The following is a 16,583-nucleotide window of genomic DNA, read 5'->3' on the forward strand; positions in this document are numbered from 1 at the left end:
TTGGACAGATACTTAAAATCTAAAAACTGTCTAGGTGCTCATATCGATATTGAAACGATATGGGCTTTTAACAGAATCTAAGAAAAAGGTGGTCAATATGAGTACTCCGTCTTCAGGTTCAGGGCTTAAAACTTTTACAGCTGTGATTGCTGTGATCTTTGGTTTAGTCCTGCTGATAGGAGGGATTTATCTTGCAGTGCTTGGTGGGTCTTGGTACTACATCATTGCAGGTTTACTCTTCATCGCGACTGCAGTTCTACTGCAAAAATTAAAAAGTACGGCATTAATCGTTTATGCGTTATTGGTCTTGGGTACAGTGATTTGGGGCTTATGGGAAGTGGGTTCAGACTTCTTTGCCTTGGCGCCACGTTTAGATATCCTTGGTTTATTTGGCTTATGGCTACTCATTCCAGCGGTCACACGTGGCTTTGACAACGCTAAAAGTGCAAAACTGGTTTTAACAGGCTCATTGGCAATTACTATTGCAGTGATGATCTATGCTGTATTTAATGACCCTCAAGAAATTCGGGGTGAACTGAGCAGCAAGCAACCTGCAACCGCGCAGTCCATTCCAGGTGTTGCTGATGGCGACTGGCCTGCATATGGCCGTACTCAATCTGGCTTGCGCTATTCTCCTTTAACGCAAATTAATTCTGAGAATGTTAAGCATTTAAAAGTCGCTTGGACCTATAACACAGGCGACTTTAAAACAGAAAATGACTCTGGTGAAACCACCAATCAGGTCACCCCAATTAAAGTTGGGGACAATATGTATATCTGTACCACGCACCAAAAATTGGTTGCCCTCGACCCAGCTACGGGTAAGGCGAAATGGACTTTTGATCCGAAACTCAAAGCGGACAATACTTTCCAACATTTAACCTGTCGTGGCGTGTCTTATTATGATGCGAACAATACGGCTGGTTTTGAAGCCAGCTTGCAGAATAAAAAGTCATCGTCTGCGCTATGTCCACGTAAAGTAATCTTACCTGTGAATGATGGCCGTTTGGTTGCTATCAACGCTGATACTGGTGAGCGTTGTACTGACTTTGGTAAAAATGGTGAAGTTGACTTACAAAAAGATATGCCATTCCCTTATCCGGGTGGTTATATCCCAACTTCTCCACCTGTGGTCACAGGCACGACGATTATTATTGCAGGTTCAACCACAGATAACTATTCAACTGAAGAACCTTCAGGTGTGATCCGTGGTTATGATGTGAATACGGGTGCATTGTTGTGGGTCTTTGACACAGGTGCAGAAGATCCGAACGCGATTCCAGCTCCGGGTCAAAAGTATGTTCAAAACTCACCGAATGCATGGGCACCATTAGCCTATGATGCAGCTTTGGATATGGTTTACATTCCAACGGGTGTGGGTACGCCAGATATTTGGGGCGGTAATCGTACTGAGTTGCATGAGCGTTATGCCAACTCAATGCTGGCACTGAATGCCTCAACAGGTAAGTTGGTGTGGAATTTCCAAACCACGCATCATGATTTGTGGGATATGGATGTACCATCACAACCGACATTGACGGACATTAAAGATAAGTCAGGCAAAATGGTTCCTGCCATTTACGTATTAACGAAAACAGGGAATGCCTTTGTTCTAGACCGTCGTACTGGTGCAGCCATTGTTCCAATTACAGAAAAACCTGTACCACAAACAGTGAAACGTGGGCCACAAACCAAAGGTGAGCGTTACTCTGCGACACAACCTTTCTCAGACTTTGACCTTGCGCCAAAAGAGAAACTGACGGATAAGCAAATGTGGGGCGCAACCATGTTTGACCAGTTAATGTGCCGTGTGTCTTTCCACAAACTGAATTATGACGGTATTTATACCCCACCTTCAGAAAATGGAACTTTGGTTTTCCCAGGCAACTTGGGTGTATTTGAATGGGGCGGTATGTCCGTTAACCCTGATCGTCAAATTGCGGTGATGAATCCAATCGGTTTACCGTTTGTATCTCGACTCATTCCAGCCGATCCAAACCGTCCGAAAACAGCCAAAGGTGCAGGTACCGAAGCGGGTGTACAGCCGATGTATGGCGTGCCTTACGGTGTGGAGATCAGTGCGTTTTTGTCTCCATTTGGTTTGCCATGTAAACAGCCTGCATGGGGCTTTGTGGCAGGTGTAGATTTAAATACTCACGAAGTTGCATGGAAACGTCGTATTGGTACGATCCGTGACAGTTTACCGGGGATTCAATTACCACCATTTAAAATGGGGGTTCCTATGCTTGGTGGTTCAATCTCAACTGCGGGTAATGTGATGTTTGTCGGTGGTACGCAGGATAATTATATCCGTGCCATCAACGTGACCAATGGCGATGAACTTTGGAAAGGTCGTCTACCAGCAGGTGGTCAAGCAACACCAATGACTTATGAAAGTAATGGCAAGCAATATGTGGTTATTATGGCAGGTGGTCATGGGTCATTTGGTACCAAAATGGGAGATGCTTTGGTGGCATATGCCTTACCCGATGCAAAATAATCTTCTGTAGTCATTTAAACTTTCAAATAGCCTGATTCGTCAGGCTATTTTTATGTGGAGTTGGTTTAAAAGGGCAAAGTGAGAACGAGGAAGCAATAGAAAAATTGAGATTTGCCCAGAAAGCTGGGTTTAAAATTTATGCGGTAGCCATAGATGGGGTAGTGTGTATGTGATAGGCTGAACGGGGTTAGCTGAATAATGTATAAGTATCTAATAAAAAATACTTTAATCAGAAAAAACCTTTAGGATTAGGGACAAACAATACATCTACTTATCCTTATCAATAAAACAGCTATGAAATATGTAAAAAACGCATTTTGTTGATAGTTTAAATCTCGTTATGCTGTCAGCCGTTATAATGAAACTACTAGCTGTACGCCATGTATTTATATACTGATTTCGATCAGCAACTGATCAATGAACGTGTTGCACAGTTCCGTGACCAAACGGAACGTTATTTAGCTGGAAAACTCACTGAAGATGAGTACCGCCCATTACGTCTTCAAAACGGTCTCTATGTACAACGCTATGCACCAATGTTACGTATTGCTGTGCCTTATGGCTTAATGAACTCAACGCAATTGCGCAAAGTTGCAGAACTTGCAACTGAGTTTGACCGTGGTTATGCACACGTTTCAACGCGTCAGAATATTCAGTTTAACTGGCCTGCGCTAGAAAATGTTCCAGACATGCTTCAAGAGCTAGCTTCTGTACAAATGCATGCGATCCAAACTTCGGGTAACTGTATTCGTAACACGACTACAGACCAATATGCGGGTGTGGTTGCTGGTGAAGTGGCTGACCCACGTCCAACGTGTGAATTGATCCGTCAATGGTCAACCTTCCACCCAGAGTTTGCCTTCTTGCCACGTAAGTTCAAGATTGCTGTATCAGCACTTGAAGAAACTGATCGTGCAGCGACATCATTCCATGATATTGGGGTGTATATCGTTAAAAATGCAGCAGGCGAGATCGGCTATAAAATTAAAGTCGGTGGTGGCTTAGGTCGTACCCCTGTGATTGGTAGTTTCATTCGTGACTTCTTGCCACGTGAAGACCTGATTGCTTACTTAGAAGCAGTACTGCGTGTTTATAACTTACACGGTCGCCGTGATAATAAATACAAAGCACGTATTAAGATTTTGGTGAAAGCGTTGACGCCTCAAGTTTTTGCTGAAAAAGTCGAAGCTGAGTTTGCGCATACCATTAAAACTTTAAAAATTCAGCCTGAAATTTTGCAGAAATTAGACGAAGAATTTATACCGTTTGATTATCAAGATTATGCAGATGAAGATTTTTCTGAACAGTTTGCTGCGCATCCCAAATTCAAACAGTGGTTCAATATCAATACCAATGCTCACAAAGTGAAGGGCTATCGTATTGTAACAATTTCGTTGAAGCGCACTGGTATTGCACCGGGTGATGTGACCACGGAAGAGATGAATTTGATTGCAGACCTTGCAGACAAATACACCTTTGGTGAACTGCGGACCACGCATGAGCAAAATATTTCTTTGGTGGATGTTCCGCAGAAAGATTTATTTGAACTGTGGGCTATTCTTGAGAAAAACAATCTAGCACGTGCGCACATTGGTTTCTTAACCGACATTATTTGCTGCCCAGGTGGTGACTTCTGTTCACTGGCAAATGCGAAATCGATTCCTATTTCAGAAGCGATTTCACGCCGTTTTGATGACTTAGATACCATTTATAACCTTGGCAAACTGGATCTGAATATTTCAGGTTGTATGAATGCATGTGGTCATCACCATGTGGGCAACATTGGTATTTTAGGTGTAGACAAAAAAGGCGCTGAATTCTACCAAATCACTTTGGGTGGTAATGCCGATCATGATGCTTCAATTGGTGACATTTTAGGCCCTTCATTTGCAGCTGAAGTTGTGCCAGACATCGTTGAAGAAATTTTAAATACTTATCTTGACCTTCGTGCTGAGGGTGAAGAATTCATCGATACTTATCGCCGTGTAGGCATTCAACCCTTTAAGGAGCGTGCATATGCTTAATACAGCACTACAAGTCCTCTCTAAAGATGGCTCGATTGCAGACAATACTTATCAAGTGATTGGTGAAGATGGTGTTTTACCGCAAGGTGATGTGGTTTTAACGGTTGAGCAGTTAGATCAATTGGCTGAAGTTTCGGGTAAAAAAGCACTACTGGTTACAGTCGATGCTTCTCCTGAAACGCATGAGTTCCCTTTAGATCAGCTAGATGCCATCTTTATTGATTTTGCCGGTTTTAACGATGGTCGTGGCTATTCATTTGCAGCGCTATTACGTCGCCAAGGTTTCCAAGGTGAACTACGTGCAACAGGTGACGTGTTTAAAGATGTCTTGAACTACATGAAACGTTCAGGCTTTGATACCTTTGTCATTAAAGAAGGTAAAGACATTCTTGAAGCTGCTGCGGGTTTAAATGATTTTCGAAATCCGTATCAAGCATCAACAGCCGTTGCACAAGCCAGTTATCAAACGGGCGCTTAATTTTTTAAGCAAGCAATGAAAAGCTGGACTTCGGTTCAGCTTTTTTGTATTTATACGCAGCATTTTTGATGAACAAATTGAAGAAAAAGAAACAGGTAAATTGGACATGATGGCACTTTTTGCAAAAATTAATCCCGGTGTCATTTGGCTACTTATTGCTATTGCTACAGATGTGCTTTCGACTTTTTATTCCGCGAAAGGCAATGGCTTGGTCAATAAATTGGATCAAGGCATTGCACTGGTGCTTTATATGATTTCTTTTACGTGTGCAGCGTATGCCTTGAAATTTATGCAAGCGGGAATTTTATATGTGCTGTGGTCTGGCATTGGTGTCATTGCCACAGCACTTCTTGCTAAAGCATTTTTAGGACAGAGCATCGATTTGGCTGGATGGCTCGGTATCGGTTTTATTACCGTGGGGCTTACCATTATTGCGCAATTTTCAAATATTGATGTTTAAAAAGAAGATGCATTTTATCCTTCTTCTAATTGGCAATTCACCATCCATTTAATTCCAAACTGATCGGTAAATGCACCATAGAGTGCGCCCCAAAACGTTTTCTCTAGAGGCATTTCTATTTTTCCATTGACTGAAAGTGCATCAAATAAGCGTTTTGCATCGGCTTGTTCATGGGCATCTAAGTTAATGGAAATATAGTGGTTGTTGCCTACAGTAAAGACGGTATTGCTTTGAGCGCAAAACTGATCATTGGTATCCGAAGCCATCAGAATCGTGCTGGCATTGATGGGAAGCGAAACATGCATGATTTTTTGTTGGTCAGCTTCGGAAAGGGCGAATGAACTTTCATCTGAAGGTAAGTCTCCATAACGCATGAACGTTGCAAACTCTCCACCAAAGACAGACTTGTAAAAATTAAAAGCGGCTTCAGTTTGACCATCAAAGTTGAGGTAGTGATTCAGTTGCATTGTCTTATCCTTGTTGTTTTTTTCGTCGTTATTTTAACAAGTCGTTGAGATCGGCCCTAATACAATCTTGTAATAAAAAATCCCTCGCAGTCGAGGGATTTTCATAAATGTCGCTTTTATATCAGCTAATTATCCAATGTTTTATTGTATAAAATATGTCAATAAAAGAGGGTTGCTTGCATCTTAAAGTAATTCAATCGCTACAGCAGTCGCTTCACCACCGCCGATGCATAGTGCCGCAATCCCTTTTTTACCACCTGTACGTTTAAGCGCATGAATCAAAGTCAGGATAATACGTGAACCAGTTGAACCGACAGGGTGACCCAATGCGCAAGCTCCACCATTGATGTTCACTTTTGCTGGATCAAGTTTGAAGTCATCGATTGGACACATAGTTACCATCGCAAAAGCTTCATTGATTTCCCAAAGATCTACGTCCTGTGCATTCCAACCTGTTTTCTTAAGCACTTTTTCAATTGCACCGACTGGTGCAATGGTGAACTCTGATGGATGTTGTGAGTTCGATGCATAAGCCACAATTTTGGCTAATGGTGCTAAACCTTTGCTCGATGCATTTTCTGCTGAAGTTAAAACTAGTGCGGATGCACCATCCGAGATTGAACTTGCATTTGCTGCAGTGATGGTGCCATCTTTAGCAAAAGCAGGGCGAAGGCTTGGAATTTTTGCAATATTGGCATTGAACGGTTGTTCATCTTTATCAACGACAACATCACCTTTGCGAGATGAAACTGTCACAGGCACGATTTCATCTGCAAAGTAACCTTCGTTGACCGCTGTTTGTGCGCGCTCTAAAGAGCGAATCGCGAAGGCATCCATTTGCTCACGCGTATAGCCACGAGTATTGGCCATATCTTGTGCAAAAGAACCCATCAATCGACCTGTTTCTGCATCTTCTAAGCCATCAAGGAACATGTGGTCTTTAACATCGCCATGCCCCATACGGTAGCCCGCACGCGCTTTGGTTAAAATATAAGGAGCATTGGTCATCGACTCCATGCCACCTGCAACCACGATATTTGCTGAACCTGCTTTGATCATATCCGCAGCTTGCATTACCGCTTTCATGCCAGAACCACATAATTTATTGATGGTCACAGCACCTGTTGAATCAGGTAAACCTGCTTGGCGCATAGCTTGGCGTGCTGGACCTTGCTTTAATCCCGCAGGTAGAACACAGCCCATGATTACTTCTTCTACATCGTTTGCGTGTAGGCCAGCACGAGCAATCGCTTCTTTAATCGTTACAGCACCGAGCTCTGGAGCGGTTACACTGGCTAAACTGCCTTGAAAACCGCCCATTGCTGTACGAGCACCATTCACAATTACGATGTCTGTCATTTTCTTCTCCGAATCACTTATACGTTTTGTTGGAAACTTAAGCAGTATATGCAAATTTGCTAGCGAGAAAAGCTGAAAACGTGATTATGGACTCATGGGTCTAGTTACAGGCATCGAGGGGTTCAGTCCGGGTCTGCCCCATTTTGCTCATGACTAATTTAAAGTGATCCTGACTTTGCATAGAGCAATAATAGAAAGTTCCATTTGAGCCAAGGGGGAGGCCATTTTCAGCTTTAAAGCTTAACGATGGAAGACTGAGTGTGCCACGCCAATCAAGATTGCCATATTTGAGCTGCTGTTGTTCTGTCCGAATAATCGTTTCACTGGTATCTACTCGTCGGTTTTTATTATTATCGATAAATACAATAAAGCCCATGTTCCACTGATGATTTTGGCATTGAACGAGGTCTTGACTTGGGCAAATGGTGATATTTTGACGTTGCAGGTTGGCCATATTTTTGGCTGCCTGAATACTATTTCGTAATGTATTCAGTGTTTTGCTGCGCTCTTGTGAGGCCATATACTGATGAAAGTGAGGAAGTGCGATTGTACAAATGATCAGAATAATGCTAATAGTGATCATGAGTTCGAATAAAGTGAACCCTTTTTTATTGATAAAAAACATATGGTTATCCAGTTTTGTTGTTATAGAGCTATTTTTTATTTATTAAAGCTTTGTTTATAAAACAAATTTTATACATAATTAGTAGTACTCAACTTGTTTAAAAAGCTGTTAAAATGTAATACAAGTGAAAATAAGCTATTCGCAAGTAAAAATTGAGTAAAAAATTACCGAATTACAACGGAAATTGTAAGTAATTTTGTCAATAATTTACTTGATTAAAGTTATCAAGCACTTGGAAAAAAAATAAAGTGTTTGTATGATTCATTGCGAATAGCTTAAAAATAAAACTGGGGTATAAAAAAGCCTATCTCAGAATTGTTAAATAATTTTAAGCTTAAGCTTGAAAAACAATTGTTATCTCTGGAGGATAAATCCATGAAAATGAGTCGTATTGCATTAGCAATGCTCGTAGCTGCTCCTTTAGCTGCTGCAAACGCGGGCGTAACTGTTACTCCATTAATGCTTGGTTACACTTTCCAAGACACTCAACATAATAATGGTGGTGATCATTTGACTGATTCAGCTCAAATGGATGATGACCTATTTGTTGGTGCTGCACTTGGTGTAGAGCTTACTCCTTGGTTAGGTTTTGAAGCGGAATACAACCAAGTTAAAGGTGACATGGTTGACCAAGCGAATGCTGAATACAAGCAAACGCAAATCAACGGTAATTTCTATGCTACTTCTGACTTGATTACTAAAAACTACGACAGCAAAATCAAGCCATATGTACTTTTAGGTGCTGGTCACTACAAATACGAGTTTGATAACGATCTAGGTCGTGCTGGTCGTGGCCTTAAAGAAGAAGGTACTTTAGGTAATGCTGGTTTCGGTGCTTTCTGGCGCTTGAACGATGCTTTGTCTCTACGTACTGAAGCTCGTGCTACTTACAACATCGATGAAGATTTCTGGAACTATACAGCACTTGCTGGTCTTAACGTAGTTCTTGGTGGTCACTTGAAACCTGCTGCTCCAGTAGTAGAAGTTGCTCCAGTTGAGCCAGTTGCTCCAGTTGAACCACAAGAGTTAACTGAAGACCTTAACATGGAACTTCGTGTGTTCTTTGATACAAACAAATCAAACATCAAAGACCAATACAAGCCAGAAATCGCTAAAGTTGCTGAGAAGTTAGTTGAATATCCAAACGCTACTGCTCGCATCGAAGGTCACACAGACAACACTGGTCCACGTGCATTGAACGAACGTTTATCTTTAGCTCGTGCTAACTCTGTTAAATCGTCTCTAGTAAACGAATACAACGTTGATCCAGCTCGTTTGTCTACTCAAGGTTTCGCTTGGGACCAACCGATTGCTGACAACAACACTAAAGAAGGCCGTGCTATGAACCGTCGTGTATTCGCGACAATTTCTGGCAGCCGTACAGTTCAAGCTCAATAATCTGAGTTTTAACTAAAAAACGACTCTTCGGAGTCGTTTTTTTATGTCTAAAATAATGAAATTTATGTTAACTCACATCGTTGAAAATAAACTCGAGCTCAATGCAAGAGCCTTTAAGGCTTACGGTGGTCATGGTTAGCTACGTATAGGATATTAAATATAGTTAGAAGTATTTAATTTTAGAGGATGAATATAAGAAGAATGAAAAGTGGATTTCCGTCACTCATGCTTCACTACATCGATAATAATTTTGCCTTAAGAGTGAATGGATATTTCTAGTTATTGATTTTTATAAAGATTTGTTTGCTAGCGAGATAATATTTCTGGCTTGATATTTAGGGGCTAGGAATTTGAGAGAGATCAGTGCTCAATAAGCCGTTTTATTTAGTTATGGCGGTGCGAATTGAGAGGCTAAATTTTTACTACCTAAATATGTAAATTGTTCATCGCGCAAGTGAACGGATGCTAGTTACAGAATATTAACTAAGTTTAGGATGGATCCGAGTCATAACTATCGATTCTATGTAACTTCAATAATTGAACTGTCTTATTGAAAATTGCGTTATTAATTTATGCTTTACGGCTTTAGTAAATGAATAAATGATAATAAAAAAACAGCCCGAAGGCTGTTTTTTATTATGAAAGAATTTTATTCGCGATCAGGATTCATTGGACTGACATCCATTTCTTGGTAAGAAACCAGTTTGGTTTTGTATTTCCATTTATAGCCTAGCCAAATCGCCAAGAATAAGAAAATACCAATATAGGTCGATAAAACAGAGAGCCATTCGCCATCAAGTACCGCTTGGTAGTTTTGACCTAAAACAACAATGGCGCACAGGATAAAGGCAAACCAAGGGGCAAAGGGGAAGAATTTTGCACGATAAGCTAAGTCTTCAACCTTATGCCCTTGGGCAACATATCCTTTACGGAAACGATAGTGTGAAACAGCAATCCCTAACCAAACAATAAAGCCACACATACCCGACATGTTGAGCAGCCAATTAAAGACCTGTTCTTCGCCAATGAAAGTAGTTAAGAAGCAAAGTGCAGCAATTGCAGTTGTCGCATAAAGTGCATTCATGGGTACGCCGCGTGGGTCTAATTTGGCAAACAGTTTAGGTGCACTGCCATTTTGGGCCATATTGAACAGCATACGCGTCGATGAATACATCCCTGAATTACCTGCCGATAGAATCGCGGTTAAAATCACGGCATTCATAACACTGGCAGCAAAGGCAAAACCAGCTTTTTCATAGAGTAAGGTAAATGGAGAGAGTGCAATATTCTCTGATGAAGCCGCTTGTAACAAAAGTGGATCATCATATGAAATGAGTGTACCGATAATGAAAATACACACCACATAAAACAGTAGGATGCGCCAAAAAATCTGTTTGATGGCAATCGGGATCGTCTTTTGTGGATCCTTCGATTCACCTGCAGCAACACCGACCATTTCGGTACCTTGGAACGAGAACCCTGCAATCATAGCGACACCAATCAGTGCAGATAAGCCACCAACGAAGGGTGCTTCACCTTTGGTCCAGTTGGCAAAAGTTGCGACACCTGGCGTCATCATGATTTTACCAATCATGAAAATACCAATGATGATAAATACAATGATGGCAAGGACTTTAACCAAGGAGAAGAAGAACTCACTTTCACCAAAGCCTTTGACTGTCAGTGCATTGATCCCAAAGACAACAGCTAAGAAGAGAGCACTCCAGTAGAAACCGGGCAGATCGGGAAACCAGAATTTCATAATGAATTGGACTGCAACCAATTCAAATGCAACCGTAATGGCCCAGTTATACCAATAGTTCCAGCCAAGGGCGAAACCAAAACCACCTTCAACATACTTGGTGCCATAGGTGAAAAATGCACCGGATGTTGGGTTGTGTGTTGCCAACTCACCCAGACTGGTCATGAGAAAGTAAATCATCACACCAATTAAGCAGTAGGCCAATAACGCCCCGCCAGGGCCAGCATTTGCAATGGTTGCACCTGAGGCAAGGAATAAACCTGTACCAATTGAGCCACCAATGGCGATCATATTCAGATGGCGAGCTCCAAGCTTCCGCTTGAGTTGAGCTGGTTGAGTCATTTCGCTCATCATTGTTCCTTAAGATTTCTTTTGTGTGCTGGCAAACAGCACTTTAAAGCCTTGTTGATCGGCTTTGGTTGTACATTGGCCAAAACTTTGCTCAATGAGTAATGGATAATTCAGAAAGCGGTTGGCAACAATCCACAACTCGCCATCCGATTTAAGATGGCGACGGGATGTTTTGCATAAATTTTCGCTGGCATTGTAATCTGTATGAATGCCTTGATGGAATGGGGGGTTACTGACGATTGCGTGTAAAAACAGAGGAGCATCCTCAATTCCGTGTACCGCTTTAATCTCAAGTTGTTCTGGTAAAAGGTTATTTTTCTCAAAAGTCATTTTTGTTGAAGCTAATGCAAAGGCATCGACATCGAGTGCAAAAATGCGATTTTTCGGATTTAACTTGGCTAAATAAGCACTGATCACGCCTGCACCACAGCCAAAGTCTGCAATTTTTCCAGAAGTGACCTGTGAAAGATGAGGCAATAACACGGCTGTACCCACGTCCAGACGATTTTGACTAAATACACCCGGTAATGCGCAAATCTGTAATTCACCTTTCGGGGTTGGTACAGTGTAGTGTTGTGCCCAATCGGCCAAAGGTTTTGCCGTTACGGTTTTTTCGGTGACCAGTTGCCACATTTGACAATGTCGAGCGCTGTCTAATTTGAGGGTTTTACCAAAAGGTTGCAGCTGTTTAGAGGCGCGTTCTACACCGCCTTTCTTTTCACCAACTAAAAAGATCGATGCGCCTACGGCCAAACGACTCACCAGTTGGTGTAGCACATAATTGAGTAGTTCTTTTGACTTTGGAACAAACACGATGGCTTGATCAAAAGCGACATCAGGCAAATCTGTATCAAAATGCACATCACTTTGTTGGTTTTGGAAATATTGTAATTCGTTAAAATTCCATGTCCAAAAATGTGGTTCTACAGTACCAATTAACTGTGTGTTTAATTCGTCACACGGTGCATTGACCAGTAAAACTGAACCAGAGAGAAATTCTTGCTGGCGAAGAACAACTTCACTTCGTGGATCCATTTTATATACTCCATTGTAAAAACGATGCCCAGACAGTGCTGGGCAAAGTGCATACTGAAATGAACAATTATTTCTTCGTTTCAGGAAGAATAATATTTAATAACAAGGCTGCAATACCACCTGTCGCAACACCTGAACTGAAGATGTTACGGAATAATTCAGGTAAGTGTTCCAAAATTTGTGGAACTTGTGCAACACCTAAACCGAGTGCCAATGAAATGGCAATAATCAGTAGTGCGCGGCGGTCAAGATGAATACCTGACAGAATGTTAATTCCAGAAGCTGCTACAGCTCCAAACATTACCATTACAGCGCCACCTAAAACAGCTTGAGGCACTGCCTGAATCACACCTGCAACAGCAGGGAGTAAACCTAGAATCACCAATAATGCGGCAATCCAGATGCCGACATAACGGCTCGCAACACCAGTAAGCTGAATCACGCCATTATTTTGTGCAAAGACCGAACTAGGAAAGGTATTGAAAATACCAGCAAGGAAAGAGTTTGCACCATTCACCAAGACACCGCCTTTAATACGTTCCATCCAAGTGGCACCATCCACAGGCTGGTTGGAAAGTTTTGAAGTCGCGGTGATATCACCAATTGCTTCTAAAGACGTCACTAAATAGATGAAGGCCATTGGAATAAACAAGCTCCAAGAGAAGCTGAGTCCAAAATGCATTGGCGTCGGAACTTGGATTAAAGGTGCGTCTTTAAGACCAGAAAAATCCAGATGCCCCATAAAGCCTGCAAGAGTGTACCCTGCAATTAAGGCAATTAAGATAGCAGAACTTTTTACCCATGTAATACGGATGCGATTCAGCAAGATAATTAAGCCTAAAACCGTACACGACATGATTAGGTTGTCTGCATTGGCAAAGGTATTGTTTGACATGGCTTGATAGCCACCACCCATGCTGATCAGACCTTCTTTAATGAGGGTCAAACCAATCAATAACACCACAATGCCTGTGACCAATGGGGTAATGAGCATTTTCACCCAAGGCAGAATACGTGACACGCCCATTTCAATAAATGAACCTGCGATTACCACACCAAAAATTGCAGCCATGACGGATTCTACAGGAGTACCAGCAGCAACCATGGCAGAGCCAATTCCAATAATCGGTCCGATAAAGTTAAAACTGGTGCCCTGAACAATCAATAAGCCTGCACCAAAAGGTCCAACTTTTTTACATTGTAAGAAGGTTGCAATCCCTGAGATGACCAAAGACATGGATAAAATCATGTTAGTGTCTTCTTTCGACACACCAAGCGCTAGGCAGATGAGTAAGCCTGGAGTAACAATTGGGACAATAATTGCAAGGAGATGTTGAAAGGCAGCAAGAAAAGCAATGATTGGGCGAGGGCGGTCGTTTAAACCATAGACCAAATCGAGTTGATCTGTTTGATTGGGAGAGAGATTTTGATCAGACATATGTCAAAGGGTGTTAGCAAGGTGGCGCTATTCTAATCGCTTTACACAGCTTTACAAAATTAATTACACACCACTTATCAAAAAAAATGAGTCTGTCAATAAACTGTCACTACTAAATTCTATTATTTTTCTGTATAATTTGCCCTCAAACTTTAGGCGTATCGAATTTACATGTCAGATATCAAAACTCTCCGCAACATTGCCATCATTGCGCACGTTGACCACGGTAAAACCACTCTAGTAGACAAACTTTTACAGCAATCAGGTGCACTTGGCGATCGTGCAGGCGAGATTGAGCGTGTCATGGATTCAGGCGCGATTGAAAGTGAACGTGGTATTACCATTCTTGCAAAAAACACTGCAATCAAATGGTTAGATGCACGTACCAATACAGAATACCGTATTAACATCGTCGACACCCCAGGACACGCAGACTTCGGTGGTGAAGTTGAACGTGTAATGTCGATGGTTGACTGTGTACTTCTTCTTGTCGACTCTCAAGAAGGCCCAATGCCACAAACTCGTTTCGTAACGCAAAAAGCGTTCGCACGTGGTTTGAAGCCAATCGTAATTATCAACAAAGTCGACAAGCCAAGCGCGCGTCCAGATTGGGTTATTGATCAAGTATTTGATTTGTTTGATAACCTTGGTGGTTCTGACGAACAGTTAGACTTCCCAGTTGTTTACGCTTCAGGTCTTCGTGGTGTTGCTGGTCCATCTCCAGAAGAATTAGCGGAAGATATGACGCCGTTGTTCCAAACAATTGTAGACATTGTTGAACCACCAGCAGTCGATGTTGATGGTCCATTCCAAATGCAGATTTCATCACTTGACTATAACAGCTTCGTTGGTGTTATCGGTGTTGGTCGTATTCAACGTGGTTCTGTAAAATTAAACACACCAGTAACTGTGATTGATAAAGACGGTAAGACACGTAACGGTCGTATCTTAAAAATCATGGGTTACCATGGTTTAGAGCGTGTTGATGTTGAATCTGCTCAAGCAGGCGATATCGTGTGTATCACAGGTATTGATGAACTTCATATTTCTGACACCATTTGTGATCCGAAAAATGTTGAAGCTTTACCAGCATTGTCTGTAGATGAACCTACAGTAACCATGACTTTCCAAGTAAACAACTCTCCGTTTGCGGGTAAAGAAGGTAAATTTGTTACTTCACGTAATATCCGTGAACGTCTTGACCGCGAATTAATTCACAACGTTGCGCTTCGTGTTGAAGATACTGATAGTCCTGATAGCTTTAAAGTATCAGGTCGTGGTGAACTTCACCTTTCAGTTCTTATTGAAAACATGCGTCGTGAAGGCTTCGAGATGGGCGTATCACGTCCACAAGTAATCTTGAAAGAAGTTGATGGCGAAAAGCAAGAGCCATACGAAAACGTAACATTTGACGTTGAAGAACAGCACCAAGGTTCTGTAATGGAACAAATGGGTCACCGTAAAGGCGAAATGACGAATATGGAAGTTGACGGTAAAGGCCGTATCCGTATTGAAGCAACTGTTCCTTCACGTGGCTTAATTGGTTTCCGTTCAGAATTCTTGACCATGACTTCTGGTACAGGAATCATGACTTCAAGCTTCTCACACTACGGTCCAATGAAACAAGGTACTGTTGCGAAACGTCAAAACGGTGTGTTGATTTCTATGGTTCAAGGTACTTGCCTTGGCTATGCATTGTTCACATTGCAAGACCGTGGTCGTCTATTTGCTAAACCTCAGTTAGAAGTTTACGAAGGTATGATCATTGGTATTAACTCTCGTTCAGATGACATGACAGTTAACCCAACTAAAGCAAAACAGTTAACAAACGTACGTGCTTCTGGTACTGATGATGCGTTGACTCTTGTTCCTGCTGTTGAATATACGCTTGAACAAGCGCTTGAATTCATTGAAGATGATGAATTAGTTGAAGTAACACCTAAGTCAATCCGTATCCGTAAGCGCTACTTGACTGAAAACGAACGTAAACGTAATCGTTCTGGTAAATAAGTTTTAAAAATGATGTTGCCCCATGCGGGGCCGCAACATTTAAAAATGCCATCAATTTATTGATGGCATTTTTTTGTTTAAAATTAGCAAACCAATATATAAAAGCAGATGATTTCCGAGTAAATTACGTGGAAATGAAGCTATAAAATTAATGTATACTTCGTCACATAAATTAAAGTCAAAAAATAACTGGAGATTTAGATGAGTATTGTTCAAGAATTCCGCGAATTTGCGGTAAAAGGCAACATGATTGATTTGGCTGTCGGTGTAATCATCGGTGGTGCATTTGGTAAAATTGTCGATTCATTGGTGAAAGACATCATCATGCCATTGATCACGGTTGTGACTGGTGGTGGTGTAGATTTCACACAGAAATTCTTTGTTTTGGGGGACAACCCAAATAATTTACAGTCTTTAGATGAGTTGACCAAAGCTGGGGTGAACGTCCTGACTTATGGTAACTTCCTTACGATTTTAATTAACTTCATCATTTTGGCATGGGTGGTGTTCTTAATGGTGAAAATGATTAATCGTATGCGCCGTAAACAAGAAGAAGCAGCGCCAGAACCAGCAGCAACGCCAGAAGATATCGAGTTACTACGTGAAATTCGTGATGAATTGAAAAAACGTCAGTAATCGAACGGTTAAAATAAAACGGCACATTAAGTGCCGTTTT

The 16,583-nt window shown here is 41.5% G+C and carries 13 protein-coding genes; 7 read left to right on the top strand and 6 right to left on the bottom strand.

Going from position 1 to position 16,583, the window contains the following annotated elements; all coding sequences use genetic code 11:
- Nucleotides 1-97: 97 nt before the first annotated feature.
- The 4 genes from ACFN7Z_RS03190 (at nucleotide 98) to ACFN7Z_RS03205 (ending at nucleotide 5,462) form a co-directional block, all read left to right on the top strand.
- Nucleotides 98-2,500 (top strand): glucose/quinate/shikimate family membrane-bound PQQ-dependent dehydrogenase, encoded by a 2,403-nt coding sequence (locus ACFN7Z_RS03190; protein ID WP_125274306.1) that lies wholly within the window; start codon nucleotides 98-100, stop codon nucleotides 2,498-2,500.
- A 380-nt stretch (nucleotides 2,501-2,880) separates the two neighbouring features.
- Nucleotides 2,881-4,524: a nitrite/sulfite reductase gene (locus ACFN7Z_RS03195; protein WP_262470694.1), complete on the top strand. Its 1,644-nt coding sequence runs from the start codon at nucleotides 2,881-2,883 to the stop codon at nucleotides 4,522-4,524.
- The gene (locus ACFN7Z_RS03200) at nucleotides 4,517-5,002 is read left to right on the top strand and encodes a DUF934 domain-containing protein (protein WP_062034136.1); all 486 of its coding nucleotides are present in this window, start codon (nucleotides 4,517-4,519) and stop codon (nucleotides 5,000-5,002) included. Before ACFN7Z_RS03195 ends, ACFN7Z_RS03200 begins: the two co-directional genes overlap by 8 nt.
- Nucleotides 5,003-5,108: 106 nt before the next feature.
- A complete protein-coding gene (locus ACFN7Z_RS03205) occupies nucleotides 5,109-5,462 on the top strand; it encodes a DMT family transporter (RefSeq protein WP_395442582.1) in 354 nt (117 codons plus the stop codon).
- Between the two features lie 14 nt (nucleotides 5,463-5,476).
- Here ACFN7Z_RS03205 and ACFN7Z_RS03210 read toward each other — a convergent pair whose 3' ends face one another.
- From ACFN7Z_RS03210 to ACFN7Z_RS03220, 3 genes are all read right to left on the bottom strand, one after another.
- Complete coding sequence (locus tag ACFN7Z_RS03210; RefSeq protein ID WP_010327441.1) at nucleotides 5,477-5,929, bottom strand: VOC family protein; 453 nt, start codon at nucleotides 5,927-5,929, stop codon at nucleotides 5,477-5,479.
- A gap of 183 nt (nucleotides 5,930-6,112) precedes the next feature.
- Nucleotides 6,113-7,288 (bottom strand): acetyl-CoA C-acyltransferase, encoded by a 1,176-nt coding sequence (locus tag ACFN7Z_RS03215; protein WP_005400250.1) that lies wholly within the window; start codon nucleotides 7,286-7,288, stop codon nucleotides 6,113-6,115.
- 100 nt (nucleotides 7,289-7,388) lie between these two features.
- The gene (locus ACFN7Z_RS03220) at nucleotides 7,389-7,913 is read right to left on the bottom strand and encodes a GspH/FimT family protein (protein ID WP_010327440.1); all 525 of its coding nucleotides are present in this window, start codon (nucleotides 7,911-7,913) and stop codon (nucleotides 7,389-7,391) included.
- 375 nt (nucleotides 7,914-8,288) lie between these two features.
- On the opposite strand from ACFN7Z_RS03220, the gene omp38 reads away from it, so the two are divergent.
- Nucleotides 8,289-9,311, top strand: coding sequence for an outer membrane protein Omp38 (omp38, locus tag ACFN7Z_RS03225; protein WP_010327439.1), 1,023 nt, complete (start codon nucleotides 8,289-8,291; stop codon nucleotides 9,309-9,311).
- Nucleotides 9,312-9,960: 649 nt separating this feature from the next.
- Here omp38 and ACFN7Z_RS03230 read toward each other — a convergent pair.
- The 3 genes from ACFN7Z_RS03230 to ACFN7Z_RS03240 form a co-directional block, all read right to left on the bottom strand.
- Entirely contained in the window at nucleotides 9,961-11,424 is a 1,464-nt protein-coding gene (locus ACFN7Z_RS03230; protein WP_010327438.1) for an amino acid permease, read from the bottom strand.
- Between the two features lie 9 nt (nucleotides 11,425-11,433).
- Nucleotides 11,434-12,459 (bottom strand): class I SAM-dependent methyltransferase, encoded by a 1,026-nt coding sequence (locus ACFN7Z_RS03235; RefSeq protein ID WP_010327437.1) that lies wholly within the window; start codon nucleotides 12,457-12,459, stop codon nucleotides 11,434-11,436.
- A 67-nt stretch (nucleotides 12,460-12,526) separates the two neighbouring features.
- On the bottom strand, nucleotides 12,527-13,897 hold the full coding sequence (locus tag ACFN7Z_RS03240; protein WP_058951674.1) for a uracil-xanthine permease family protein: 1,371 nt from the start codon (nucleotides 13,895-13,897) through the stop codon (nucleotides 12,527-12,529).
- A gap of 171 nt (nucleotides 13,898-14,068) precedes the next feature.
- Here ACFN7Z_RS03240 and typA point away from each other — a divergent pair, with 171 nt between their 5' ends.
- The gene (gene typA, locus ACFN7Z_RS03245; protein ID WP_010327435.1) at nucleotides 14,069-15,907 is read left to right on the top strand and encodes a translational GTPase TypA; all 1,839 of its coding nucleotides are present in this window, start codon (nucleotides 14,069-14,071) and stop codon (nucleotides 15,905-15,907) included.
- Between the two features lie 201 nt (nucleotides 15,908-16,108).
- Nucleotides 16,109-16,543, top strand: coding sequence for a large conductance mechanosensitive channel protein MscL (gene mscL / locus ACFN7Z_RS03250; protein WP_004695171.1), 435 nt, complete (start codon nucleotides 16,109-16,111; stop codon nucleotides 16,541-16,543).
- Nucleotides 16,544-16,583: the final 40 nt, after the last annotated feature.

Source organism: Acinetobacter sp. P1332 (assembly GCF_044057475.1).
GTDB lineage: Bacteria > Pseudomonadota > Gammaproteobacteria > Pseudomonadales > Moraxellaceae > Acinetobacter > Acinetobacter johnsonii.

What these genes read in the sequence shown, in the direction of transcription:
- ACFN7Z_RS03210 (WP_010327441.1), bottom strand. Translation starts at nt 5,929, where the DNA reads ATGCAACTGAATCACTACCTCAACTTTGATGGTCAAACTGAAGCCGCT.
- ACFN7Z_RS03205 (WP_395442582.1), top strand. Translation starts at nt 5,109, where the DNA reads ATGATGGCACTTTTTGCAAAAATTAATCCCGGTGTCATTTGGCTACTT.
- ACFN7Z_RS03240 (WP_058951674.1), bottom strand. Translation starts at nt 13,897, where the DNA reads ATGTCTGATCAAAATCTCTCTCCCAATCAAACAGATCAACTCGATTTG.
- ACFN7Z_RS03230 (WP_010327438.1), bottom strand. Translation starts at nt 11,424, where the DNA reads ATGAGCGAAATGACTCAACCAGCTCAACTCAAGCGGAAGCTTGGAGCT.
- ACFN7Z_RS03195 (WP_262470694.1), top strand. Translation starts at nt 2,881, where the DNA reads ATGTATTTATATACTGATTTCGATCAGCAACTGATCAATGAACGTGTT.
- ACFN7Z_RS03215 (WP_005400250.1), bottom strand. Translation starts at nt 7,288, where the DNA reads ATGACAGACATCGTAATTGTGAATGGTGCTCGTACAGCAATGGGCGGT.
- typA (WP_010327435.1), top strand. Translation starts at nt 14,069, where the DNA reads ATGTCAGATATCAAAACTCTCCGCAACATTGCCATCATTGCGCACGTT.
- ACFN7Z_RS03235 (WP_010327437.1), bottom strand. Translation starts at nt 12,459, where the DNA reads ATGGATCCACGAAGTGAAGTTGTTCTTCGCCAGCAAGAATTTCTCTCT.
- omp38 (WP_010327439.1), top strand. Translation starts at nt 8,289, where the DNA reads ATGAAAATGAGTCGTATTGCATTAGCAATGCTCGTAGCTGCTCCTTTA.
- ACFN7Z_RS03190 (WP_125274306.1), top strand. Translation starts at nt 98, where the DNA reads ATGAGTACTCCGTCTTCAGGTTCAGGGCTTAAAACTTTTACAGCTGTG.
- ACFN7Z_RS03220 (WP_010327440.1), bottom strand. Translation starts at nt 7,913, where the DNA reads ATGTTTTTTATCAATAAAAAAGGGTTCACTTTATTCGAACTCATGATC.
- mscL (WP_004695171.1), top strand. Translation starts at nt 16,109, where the DNA reads ATGAGTATTGTTCAAGAATTCCGCGAATTTGCGGTAAAAGGCAACATG.
- ACFN7Z_RS03200 (WP_062034136.1), top strand. Translation starts at nt 4,517, where the DNA reads ATGCTTAATACAGCACTACAAGTCCTCTCTAAAGATGGCTCGATTGCA.